Source organism: Streptomyces geranii, assembly GCF_002954775.1.
Lineage (GTDB): Bacteria > Actinomycetota > Actinomycetes > Streptomycetales > Streptomycetaceae > Streptomyces > Streptomyces geranii.
The window spans coordinates 129,502-141,050 of record NZ_PJME01000014.1 but is presented as its reverse complement, the minus strand read 5'-3'; the positions used below and the strand labels follow the sequence as shown (position 1 = coordinate 141,050).

The window sequence follows — 11,549 nt, the reverse complement described above, 5'->3', positions numbered from 1 at the left end:
GTTACACCCCCATCGTGGGCGGTGTGACCGGTTATGGCCTGTCGAACCCCCACGAGATTCGGCGGAATCCCGGATTCCGGGGGCTTCCGGGAGAAGGTGTGAAGGGGCGCCGGATAATCTCTGGCATTCGCACGGGGGTTCGTGCGGAGCAACGCACGGGGAAGGAACAGACGCGCAGTGAACGATCCGAAGGGGCATGTGTGTCCGGAGTGCGGCACGCCCCGGGGAGCCGACAACACGCCCTCCTGCGCCTGCGCCGAACGCGCGGCCGACGCACACATAGAGAACCGCACGGCGGAGGCAGCGGCGGCGGAGGACTTCGACCCCCTGCGCATACGCCCGTACGTGGAACTGACCCCGGAATCGCAGCCGCCACCCCCGCCCCAGGCGTCCGACGTCACGATGCCGCTGCCACCGATACGGGAGCCGGACCACCCTGACGGGACCCCGACGACGGCGATCCCGCAGCCCCCGGCCGACTACACGGGTGGATACGCGACCGAGCCCGACGAGGGCGACGAGGACGACGAGCGGAACGGCGGCTCGCGCGCTCGCCCCAAGGTCCTCCTCCTGGGCGTGGCCGGAGCGGTGGTCGCCGTCCTGGCGGCGGGCGGACTGGCCGGCGGGATGTTCACGTACGACAAGCCGTCCCGTGACGACACGGCAGCCCAGGACGTACGGGAGAGCGTCCCGGTCACGACGACGTCCAGCGTGACGACTCCGACCCCGTCCAGCAGCCCCACGGAGTCCGAGTCCCCCACCCTCACCCCCACCCCGACCCTGAGCGAGGCCCCGGCCCCGGCCCCGACCCGGTCGACGGCGGCCCCGACCCCGTCCAGCTCGCCCACCCCGACCCAGGCACCGACGACGGCCCAGGCCACGGGCACGATCAGCCCGTCCCCGGGCAACGAGGACAAGGACAACGGCCCGGTCCTGCGCCCCGGCGACCAGGGCGACGAGGTCCTGGAACTCCAGCTGCGCCTGCGCCAGTTGGCCCTGTACGTCAACGACCTGGACGGCGTCTACGACGACAACGTCGAAAACGCGGTGACGGCCTACCAGACGACCCGCAACATCAACACGGAGGAACAGGGCGTCTACGACAGGACAACCCGAGAACGCCTGGAATCAGAAACAACAGAGCCGTAGGGCCACGAGGGGGCGCGGAGCGCCCACTAGGGGCACGGGAAAGCGCCGGGCAACTGGACCCACCTGCTTTTAGGGGCGCGGGGAACTGCGCGACCAGCCCCCACCGACCGGCACCCAAAACTCAACACCCCACACCCACTCACCCCTCCCCTCCCCTCCCCACACCCACTCACCCCACGTACACCCGCAACTCCCCACCCCCAACACCAACAACCCGCACCCCCGTCAAATCCCCCACCACCACATCAGGCCGATGACGACGGGCCCGAGGCCCAACCCCCACCACCCGCATCCCCGCGGAGCGCCCCGCCGAGATCCCAGCCCCGGAATCCTCGAAAACAACACAGTCGGCCGGATCGACCCCCAACTCCGCCGCCCCCTTCAAAAACCCCTCAGGATCCGGCTTGCTCGCCCCCACCGACTCCGCGGTGATCCGGACATCGGGCAACCCCAACCCCGCCGCCCCCATCCGCGCAGCGGACAGCGCGACATCCGCCGAGGTCACCAGCGCGTGCGGCAGCCCCGCCAGCGAGGCGAGGAACTCGACCGCCCCCGGTATCGCGACGACCCCGTCAAGATCCGCGGTCTCCTCGGCGAGCATCCGCGCGTTGTCCGCGTGGTTCCGCTCCATCGGCCGGTCGGGCAGCAGCACGGCCATCGAGGCGTACCCCTGCCGCCCGTGCACCACCTTCATGACCTCGTCGCCGTCCAGCCCGTGCCGGTCGGCCCAGCGCCGCCAGATGCGCTCGACGACGGCGTCCGAGTTGACGAGGGTGCCGTCCATGTCGAGCAGAAGGGCACGGGCGGTGAGCACGACGGGGACCGTCATCGGCAGGCTCCAAGCGCAGGCGCGGGCTGAGACCCAGGCAGGGGGGACCAAGGCGGCCCCGCCCGCCGGTCAGGGAGAACGGGCGGGAGCCACTTTGTTCCTACACGGTACAAAAGAAACGGCACCGCCCGCCACCGCTGTCGACAACAGTTCACCAACCGGCCACCCGAGGGAGACGCCACTCCCCTACCCGGCCACCGCCTCCCAAAGACTCCACACCCCGAGCCCCAGCATCAGCACGGCCGCGATCTTGGTGATCAACTCCAACGGCACCCGCTTCATCAGCGCCCGCCCGCCCACGATCCCCAGCCCCGCCACGGCCCACAGGGCGAGCACCGCACCGAGCCCGACGGACAGCGGATCGTCGTAACGGGCGGCGAGGTTGGCCGTCATGATCTGCGTGAGATCACCGAACTCGGCGACGAGAATGAGCATGAACCCGGCCCCGGACACCTTCCAGAAGGACTGGTCCTCGGGCCGCCGCACCTCCGCCTCGTCCTCCCCCTTCTTCATGAGCAGCACGGCCGCGCCCCCCAGGAACAGCACACCGGTCAGCGCGTGGAGAAGCTGCTGCGGCAGCAGCGTGAGGACACTGCCCGCGGCGACCGCGAGCACGACATGCAGGGTGAACGCGGCGGCGACACCGGCGAAGACGTACGAGGCGCGATAGCGGGTGCCGAGGACGAGCCCGGCGAGGGCGGTCTTGTCCGGCAGTTCGGCAAGGAAGACGACGCCGAAGACGAGCGCCGTCACGGTGAAGCTGATCAAGGTTCCTCAATCGGTCGGGGCCGCCCCACCGAGAGTGTTACCGCTGAACGACACCTCGGCACGGCAGCACACAGTCAGTGCACTACTGGCCGAAGGTCTCGCTGGCCGGTCCCCGCACATCCGTGCGGAACCTGCCTCCGGGCGCCGGCTCAGACGAGCTGAGCAGTATGTCGACGGTCCGGCGAAGAGCTACTCCCCTTCTGCGCGGTCCAGGATAGCCGACCGCAAAGGGTTGTCATGTCATGCCCACGTCACTAACTTCTTACCAACCGCACATCTCACGGCAATCCGGCGACGCCACCATTCACTCGCTGGCGCTCAACACCCCCATCCCCCGAGGGAGTTCGCATGCCGAAGTTCTACGCGCGTCGACGGCTCAGCATACTCGCCGCGCTCACCGGGCTCATAGCCTCGGTCGGACTTTTCAACGGTCCGACCGCCTCCGCCGCTCTCCCCACCCCGGTCAGCGCGGCCACCGCCCGCACCTACCTCGCCTCGCTCACCGTGGCGACCGAGGACCGCACCGGCTACGACCGCGACCTCTTCCCGCACTGGATCACGATCTCCGGCACCTGCAACACCCGTGAGACGGTCCTCAAGCGGGACGGTACGAACGTCGTCACCAGCTCCGCCTGCGCCGCGACCAGCGGCTCCTGGTACTCGGTGTACGACGGCGCCACCTGGACCGCCGCCTCCGACCTCGACATCGACCACCTGGTCCCGCTCGCCGAGGCCTGGGACTCGGGCGCCGACAGCTGGACCACCGCCCAGCGCCAGGCGTTCGCCAACGACCTCACCCGGCCCCAGCTCATCGCCGTCACGGACAACGTGAACCAGTCGAAGAGCGACCAGGACCCGGCCGAGTGGATGCCGCCCGTCAGCTCCTACGCCTGCACGTACGTGCGCGCCTGGGTCCAGGTGAAGTACTACTACGACCTCTCGATCGACTCGGCCGAGAAGACGAAGCTCAGCTCGGTACTCAGCGGCTGCTGATCAGCCATCGCATGGCTCACTGGCTGAACCACTGATCAACTGCATCATGCACGGAACCTCCCCGCCCTCCCCCGTCGTCCGTACCGTACGGTGCGACGTCGGAGGGCGAGCTGAAGGGGTGCGCCGGTGTCGAGACGGCGAACGCGCGGAGGCCCGAAGGGCTGAGCACGTTCGCCGTCTCGACACCGGCTGAGGCGCCCCGGAGGCGAGCCCGACCATGAAAGGAGTCGGGTGATCAGCTTGGCGACACTTCGCCTGGGACCACTGCTGAGGTACGCCGACGAATCGTCCGCGACCGTCTGGGTCGAGGCGAGCCGCCCGTGCACCGCCGAGGCACGCTGTGCGGACGGTTCCGGCGGCGAGGCCCGTACCTTCCAAGTGGCGGGCCATCACTACGCGTTGATCCCGGTCACCGGCCTCACCCCGGGCACGACGACTCCGTACGAGGTGTTCCTGGACGGCGTCCGGGTGTGGCCGCTGCCCGACACCGGCTCCTCCCGGTTCCCGCCCTCCGTCATCCGCACCGCCGCCGACGGAGCGGCCGAAGGGAAGGCCGACGCCCTGGCCGACGGATTCCGCGTCGCCTTCGGCTCCTGCCGCTGGGCCGCGCCGCCCGCGAACGACAAGGACCCGGTCGGCGCGGACGCCCTCGACACCCTGGCCGCGCGCATCGCGGCCGACCCCACGGGCGAACGCCCGGACGTACTCCTGCTGTTGGGCGACCAGGTGTACGCCGACGAGGTGTCCGACGCCACGCGCCGCTGGCTCGGCGCCCGCCGCGATCTGTCCGAACCTCCGGGCGCCGAGGTCGCGGACTACGAGGAGTACACCCACCTCTACTACGAGTCCTGGCTCGACCCCGAGGTCCGCTGGCTCCTCTCCACCGTCCCCACCTGCATGATCTTCGACGATCATGACGTGATCGACGACTGGAACACCAGCGCTTCCTGGCTCGCCGACATGCGCGGGACCCCGTGGTGGCGCGAGCGGCTGCTGAGCGGGCTGATGTCGTACTGGGTGCACCAGCACCTCGGCAACCTCACCCCGGCCGAGCTGGCCACCGACCCGCTGTATACGGCCGTACGCGAGAGCCCCGACGGTACGGACGTCCTGCGGGCCTTCGCCGCCCGGGCGGACGCCGACCCGGCCTCGGTCCGCTGGAGCTACCGGCGCGACTTCGGCCGCGTACGCCTGCTGATCGTCGACACCAGGGCGGCCCGCGTTCTCGACGAGGACAGCCGCGCGATGCTGGACCCGGGCGAGGCGGCCTGGGTGCGGGAGCAGGCGCTGGACGCCCCCGGCTCCTACGACCACCTCCTCATCGGTACGTCGCTGCCCTGGCTGCTGCCGCACCTCGTGCACGACGCCGAGGCCTGGGACGAGGCCCTGTGCCGGGGTGAACGGGGGCCCCGATGGGCCCGGTTCGGGGAGAAACTGCGCCGGGCCGCCGACCTAGAACACTGGGCGGCGTTCACCACCTCCTTCACCGACCTGGCCGAACTGATCGCGGAGGCCGGCTCCGGCCCCGACGCCCCGGCGACGGTGCTGGTCCTGTCGGGCGACGTCCATCACGCCTACGCCGCCGAGCCGACCTGGCCCGGGACCGAGGGACCGGACGCCCGTGTCCTCCAACTCACCTGCTCCCCCGTCCACAACGCCATACCGCTCTACATAAAGGTCGGCTTCCGGCTCGGCTGGAGCGGCCTGGGCCGCGCGGTGGGCCGGCGCTTCGCCCGGCACGGCCGGGTGCCGCGTCCGCCGGTCAAGTGGCGCCGGACGGGCGGCCCTTGGTTCGGCAACATGCTGATGACCCTGACCCTGAGCGGGCGTTCGGCCCGGCTGCGGCTGGACCGGGTGCGCGAGGTGAAGGGCGGGAAGGCGCGGCTGGAGACGGTCACGGAGTCCCAGGTGAGCGGGTGAGGCTTCCCACACCCGCGGCTCCACCGGCCCTTGTCGCCCTGCTCCCGCACCTCCCGGCGGCATGATGAGGCGGACCGTCCGCTTCCCGTGGACGGCCTGCTGCCATCGCGCCCCCACACGCCCCGGGAGTAACTCCCTTGTCTCCAGCGCCCGTCGAGCCGCCGTCCAGGACCGCCCCGGAGGCCACGCCCCGGCCCCCCTCCGTGTCCGTCGCCCTGGTCGGTGCCGGGCCGCGCGGCACCTGCGTACTGGAGCGCCTGTGTGCCTCCGCACCGGAACTCCTGCGGCCCGGGGCCCGGTTGACCGTCCATGTCGTCGACCCGGCACCGCCGGGCGCGGGCCAGGTCTGGCGCACCTCGCAGTCGCCCCGGCTGCTGATGAACACCGTGGCCTGCCAGGTGACCCTGTTCACCGACGACAGCGTGGACTGCTCGGGCCCCGTCCGGCCGGGCCCGAGCCTCTACGAGTGGGCGCTCGACGCACCTGACGGAGAGGGCGAGTTGGGGCCGGACGACTATCCGACCCGCGCCCACTACGGGCGGTACCTGGAGTGGGTGTTCGCGAAGACCGTGCGCGAGGCGCCGCCCGCCGTACGCGTCGAGACGCACCGGGCACGCGCGGTCCGCCTCGACGACGCCCCCGACGGCAGCCAGACGCTCACGCTCGACAACGGCCGTACGCTGTCCGCCCTTTCGGCCGTCGTCCTCACCCAGGGCCACCTCCCCGTCCTCCCGGACGAGGAGCAGCGGCAGCTCACCTCGTACGCCCGCTGGCACGGCCTGTGCCACATCCCGCCCGCCAACCCGGCGGACGTGGACCTCTCCTCGCTCGCCCCGGGCGAACCGGTCCTGCTGCGCGGCCTGGGCCTCAACTTCTTCGACCACGTCACCCTGTTGACGACGGGCCGGGGCGGCCGTTTCGCCGACGGCCCGGACGGCGAGCTGCGCTATCTGCCCTCGGGTCGCGAACCGCGCCTGTACGCCGGTTCGCGGCGCGGCATCCCGCACCAGGCACGCGGCGACAACGCGAAGGGCCCGTACGGCAGGCACGTCCCGCTCGTCCTCACCGACGCGGCGATAACGGGCTTCCGCAAGCGCGCCGACTCCGGCGAGGCACCCGACTTCCGCACGGAGATCTGGCCGCTGGTGGCGAAGGAGGTCGAGACGGTCTACTACGAAACCCTGCTGAGGACACGGGAGTCGACCGAGACGACCGGACACCGTCCGCTCGACGACTTCCGGGACGGCTTCCTCGCCGCCCCGCACGGCACCCCCCAAGAGGCCGCCGTACTCGACGAGTTCGGTGTCCCGGCGGCCGAACGCTGGTCGTGGGAGCGGACGTCGAGGCCGTACGCCGGTGAGGTCTTCGCCGGTCCGGCCGACTGGCGGAGCTGGCTGCTGGGCCATCTCCGCGAGGACGTGTCCCAGGCCGCGCTGGGCAATGTCGACGGGCCGGTGAAGGCCGCCCAGGACGTACTGCGCGACCTGCGCAACGAGTTGCGGCTGATCGTCGACCACGGCGGGCTGCCGGGCGACTCGCGCCGGGACCACCTGGACCGCTGGTACACCCCGCTCAACGCCTTCCTGTCGATCGGCCCGCCCCGGCGCCGGGTGCGGGAGCTGGCGGCGCTGGTGACGGCGGGCGTGGTGGAGGTGCTCGGACCCCGGCTCGGTGTACGGGCCGAGGACGGCGCCTGGGTGGCGCACTCCCCCGACGTGCCGGGCTCGGCCGTACGCGTGACCTCCCTCGTGGAGGCCCGCCTCCCGGAGGCCGATCTGCGCCGCACGGCGGACCCGCTCCTCGCCGGGCTGCTGCGGACGGGCCGGGCCCGGCCCCACATGATCGACGGCTACGAGACCGGCGGACTGGACGTGACAGCGCGCCCGTACTACCTGATGGATCGTCAAGGAAGGCCGCAGTCAAGGCGGTTGGCGTTCGGGGTGCCCACGGAAGGGGTGCACTGGGTGACGGCGGCCGGGGTCAGGCCCGGCGCGGATTCGGTCACACTTTCGGACGCGGATGCGGTGGCTCGCGCGGTGCTGCGGATGCCCCCACCGGCCGCCCCACATGCGGCGATTGACGCATGGGAAGAGGAAACGGAGGCCCGTCTTGGCGCAAAGCCGTGGCTAAATGTTGAACTTGCAAGCATTGATTGAGCGCCCCTACGGTGGATTACCCGCTCGGTTCCCCCCACGACCGATCCGTCCCCGGACGGATCGATCCAGACCGAAGGAGACATCCCCCACATGTCAGCCATGTCCGTTCGCCTCAACAAGGCTCAGCCCTACGCCATCGGCCTCTTCCGGATCGTGGTCGGCCTGCTCTTCGCCTGCCACGGCGCCCGTTCGCTCTTCGGCGTCCTCGGCGGCGGGGAGACCGTCGCGGCCGGCACCTGGCCCGGCTGGTACGCGGCCGTGATCGAACTGGTCGGCGGCACCCTGGTCCTGCTGGGCCTCGGCACCCGCGTCGCCTCGTTCATCGCCTCCGGCGCGATGGCGTACGCGTACTTCGACGTCCACCAGCCCAGCGCCCTGTTCCCGATCCAGAACCAGGGCGAACTGGCCGCCGCCTTCTGCTGGGCGTTCTTCCTGCTGGTCTTCACCGGCTCCGGCGCCTTCGGCCTGGACCGCTTCTTCACGAAGCGCGCGTCGTCGGCGACGAAGGCGTCCCGGGACAAGACCCCGGTAGCGGCCTGACACCACCCGCCGCACCCCGCACCCCGTACGCCGGTGCCCGTCCCCGCATCCCCGGGGGCGGGCACCGGCGTTCGCGGCACACGTGACGTACGCGGCGTGCACGGCGTACGTCAGAGTGAACATGGTGTGCCGAACACATGAGCCCCCGGTGGATCTCCTGTCGGACCCCCGGCGTACGCTGTATGGCTGTCACACGCCGCCCGCCGCTCCCCCGCGAGGTAGCGGCACGAGATCGGGCGAACGGGGGAGTCTCGGGGAGTCTGCGGTGCTTGAGAGTGTGGGGTCACTGACCGGGACCCCTTGGATCTACGCCCTGGTGGGCGTGTCCGTCCTGTTCGACGTCCTTGTGCCGGTACTGCCGAGCGGAGTCCTGGTCATCACGGCCGCCACGGCAGCCGCCGCCGGTTCGGGCGCGGCCACCGGGCAGGTGCCGCAGGAGGTCCCCGACATCCTCGCGCTCACCCTGTGCGCAGCCACGGCGTCGGTCCTCGGCGACCTGGTGGCGTACCGGCTGGCCTGGCACGGCGGGGCCCGCCTGGACCGCGCCATCGCCCGCTCCCGCCGCCTGACCGACGCGCAGGAACGTCTCGGCCAGGCCCTCGCCCACAGCGGCGGCATCCTGGTCGTCGTGGCCCGCTTCGCCCCGGCCGGCCGCTCGGTCGTCTCCCTGGGCGCCGGCGCGGCCCACCGCAAGGTCGGCGAGTTCCTCCCCTGGTCCATCGTCGCGGGCCTGGCCTGGGCGGCGTACAGCGTCGCCCTCGGCTACTTCGGCGGCCAGTGGCTGGGCGCGACCTGGCTGGCGACGGCCGTATCGGTGGCGGCCCTCTTCGGCGCGGGAGCGGCAGCAGCCTTCCTCATGCGCCGCCCGAGAACAGCGGGCGCACACGGATAACTGTTTCCAGGAGACGCGCCCCAAAGGGGCGCGGGGCTGTGTCATTGTGCGGCTCCGCCGCGGGGCGCGACCAACCACACACAGCCCGCACCCGCCCCCCGACAGAACCCCCCACCCCCTTAGGCACCCCAACCCCCCTCCGAATCCCCCCGGTTGAGAAGACCACTTCTGTCACAACCGTTGACTTCGCCCTCCCCCCGCTCTAATTTCAGCGCGCCCCCTCGTTCGGTTCGCCGATCGCGGTTCGAAATACCGACCATTCCTCCCGGGAGCCGCATGTACCCCCCGCCGCGCTCATCCCTCTTCAGGCGCACAGCGATACGCACCCTCGCCCTGGCGACAGCCGCAGCAGCCGCCCTCGTCTTCGCTCAGCCGCAAGCGGAGAAGACGACCACCCTGGACAACACCACCCCCGTGGCCGCCTCCACCCGTCAGATCCCGGTCCCCGCCGCCCCCATGGGCTGGGCCTCCTGGAACAGCTTCGCGGCGGTCGTCGACTACAACGTCATCAAGGGCCAGGTCGACGCGTTCGTCGCGGCCGGACTCCCCGAGGCCGGCTACGACTACATCAACATCGACGAGGGCTGGTGGCAGGGCACCCGGGACAGTGCCGGCAACATCACCGTCGACGAGGCCGAGTGGCCCGGCGGGATGAAGGCCATCGCCGACTACATCCACAGCAAGGGTCTCAAGGCCGGCATCTACACCGACGCGGGCAAGGACGGCTGCGGCTACTACTTCCCGACCGGCCGCCCCGCCGCCCCGGGCAGCGGCAGCGAGGGCCACTACGTCCAGGACATGACCCAGTTCTCCCAGTGGGGCTTCGACTTCGTGAAGGTCGACTGGTGCGGCGGTGACGCCGAGGGCCTCGACCCGAAGACGACCTACCAGGCGATCAGTGACGCCGTGGCCACCGCGACCGCCACCACCGGCCGCCCGCTCGCCCTCTCCCTGTGCAACTGGGGCTACTCCAACCCCTGGAACTGGGCGCCCGGCATGGGCCCGATGTGGCGTACGAACACGGACATCTTCTACCACGGCCAGACCTTCACGTACGCCAACGTACTGACGGCCCACGACCGGAACCTGCACCCCACGGCCCAGCACACCGGGTACTACAACGACCCCGACATGCTGATGGTCGGCAAGGGGCTCACCGCCGCCCAGGACCGCACCCACATGGCCCTGTGGGCGATCTCCGGCGCCCCGCTGCTGGCCGGCAACGACCTCACCACCATGACCGCCGAGTCCGCCGCGATCCTCAAGAACCCCGAGGTCATCGCGGTCGACCAGGACCCGCGCGGCCTCCAGGGCGTCAAGGTCGCCGAGGACGTCTCGGGCGCACAGGTGTACGGGAAGGTGCTGGCCGGCACCGGCAAGCGCGCCGCCGTGCTGCTCAACCGCACCTCCTCCGCCCAGAACATCACCGTCCGCTGGGCCGACCTGGGCCTGACGAGCGCGTCCGCGACCGTCCGTGACCTGTGGAGCCGTACGAACATCGGTACGTACGCCACGAGTTACACCGCCAGCGTCCCGGCGGGCGGCTCGGTCCTGCTCTCCATCACCGGCGGTACGGAGGCGGCGAGCACCGCGTACGAGCCCAACTCCGCCGCCGCCTACACCGCGGTGAGCGCGGCGAACACCGGTCTCGCGGTCGCCGACTTCACGTACACGAACAACACGAGCACGGCCCGCAAGGCGACCCTCCAGGTCAACGGCCAGACCTCGACCGCGGTGTCGTTCCCGCCGACGGGCTCGACCCCGGGCACGATCTCCGTCCAGGTCTCCCTCACCAAGGGCACCGCCAACACGCTCACCGTCACCAACGGCCCGACCCTGGGCACGCTGACCGTCCAGCCGGTGCCCGGTACGAACGGGAACCTGGTCGTCGGCACCCAGTCGAGCCGTTGCGTGGACATCTACAACAACACGATCACCAACGGCACCCAGGCCGCGCTGTGGGACTGCAACGGCGGCCGGAACCAGGCGTGGACGTACACCGCCCGCAAGGAACTGGTCGTCTACGGCAACAAGTGCCTGGACGCCTGGGACAGCGGCACGGCCAACGGCACGAAGGTCGTCATCTGGGACTGCCACGGCGGCAACAACCAGAAGTGGAACGTCAACAGCGACGGGACGATCACGAACGTCAACGCGGGGCTGTGCCTGGACGCGTACGGGGCGGGCACGGTGAACGGTACGCAGCTGGTGCTTTGGGCCTGCGGCACTGGGGCCAACCAGAAGTGGACCTTGAGCTAGCGCTCCGTTGATGGAGGCAGTTCTTTTGCCGCGGGTCCGTGGG

The 11,549-nt window shown here is 70.9% G+C and carries 9 protein-coding genes; 7 read left to right on the top strand and 2 right to left on the bottom strand.

Annotation, left to right across the window (positions count from 1 at the left end; translation table 11 throughout):
• The first annotated feature begins 177 nt into the window (after positions 1–177).
• Positions 178–1,149: a peptidoglycan-binding domain-containing protein gene (locus tag CW359_RS20665; RefSeq protein ID WP_105971492.1), complete on the top strand. Its 972-nt coding sequence runs from the start codon at positions 178–180 to the stop codon at positions 1,147–1,149.
• Between the two features lie 169 nt (positions 1,150–1,318).
• Here the strand turns inward: CW359_RS20665 and CW359_RS20660 are convergent, their stop codons facing one another.
• Positions 1,319–1,978, bottom strand: coding sequence for an HAD family hydrolase (locus CW359_RS20660; RefSeq protein WP_105971490.1), 660 nt, complete (start codon positions 1,976–1,978; stop codon positions 1,319–1,321).
• A gap of 186 nt (positions 1,979–2,164) precedes the next feature.
• The gene (locus tag CW359_RS20655) at positions 2,165–2,746 is read right to left on the bottom strand and encodes a TMEM165/GDT1 family protein (RefSeq protein ID WP_105971489.1); all 582 of its coding nucleotides are present in this window, start codon (positions 2,744–2,746) and stop codon (positions 2,165–2,167) included.
• A gap of 348 nt (positions 2,747–3,094) precedes the next feature.
• Here CW359_RS20655 and CW359_RS20650 point away from each other — a divergent pair, with 348 nt between their 5' ends.
• The 6 genes from CW359_RS20650 to CW359_RS20620 all read left to right on the top strand — a co-directional run bounded on the left by CW359_RS20650 (position 3,095) and on the right by CW359_RS20620 (position 11,506).
• Positions 3,095–3,739: an HNH endonuclease family protein gene (locus CW359_RS20650; RefSeq protein ID WP_105971487.1), complete on the top strand. Its 645-nt coding sequence runs from the start codon at positions 3,095–3,097 to the stop codon at positions 3,737–3,739.
• Positions 3,740–3,979: 240 nt separating this feature from the next.
• Positions 3,980–5,659, top strand: coding sequence for an alkaline phosphatase D family protein (locus tag CW359_RS20645; RefSeq protein ID WP_105971586.1), 1,680 nt, complete (start codon positions 3,980–3,982; stop codon positions 5,657–5,659).
• 203 nt (positions 5,660–5,862) lie between these two features.
• Entirely contained in the window at positions 5,863–7,815 is a 1,953-nt protein-coding gene (locus CW359_RS20640; protein ID WP_105971486.1) for an FAD/NAD(P)-binding protein, read from the top strand.
• A 99-nt stretch (positions 7,816–7,914) separates the two neighbouring features.
• Entirely contained in the window at positions 7,915–8,355 is a 441-nt protein-coding gene (locus tag CW359_RS20635) for a DoxX family protein (protein ID WP_105971484.1), read from the top strand.
• A gap of 265 nt (positions 8,356–8,620) precedes the next feature.
• Entirely contained in the window at positions 8,621–9,247 is a 627-nt protein-coding gene (locus CW359_RS20630) for a DedA family protein (RefSeq protein WP_105971483.1), read from the top strand.
• Positions 9,248–9,523: 276 nt separating this feature from the next.
• On the top strand, positions 9,524–11,506 hold the full coding sequence (locus tag CW359_RS20620) for an RICIN domain-containing protein (RefSeq protein WP_105971481.1): 1,983 nt from the start codon (positions 9,524–9,526) through the stop codon (positions 11,504–11,506).
• Positions 11,507–11,549: the final 43 nt, after the last annotated feature.

Coding starts and splice junctions, on each gene's coding strand:
- CW359_RS20660 (WP_105971490.1), bottom strand. CDS start 1,978: ATGACGGTCCCCGTCGTGCTCACCGCCCGTGCCCTTCTGCTCGACATG.
- CW359_RS20635 (WP_105971484.1), top strand. CDS start 7,915: ATGTCCGTTCGCCTCAACAAGGCTCAGCCCTACGCCATCGGCCTCTTC.
- CW359_RS20620 (WP_105971481.1), top strand. CDS start 9,524: ATGTACCCCCCGCCGCGCTCATCCCTCTTCAGGCGCACAGCGATACGC.
- CW359_RS20650 (WP_105971487.1), top strand. CDS start 3,095: ATGCCGAAGTTCTACGCGCGTCGACGGCTCAGCATACTCGCCGCGCTC.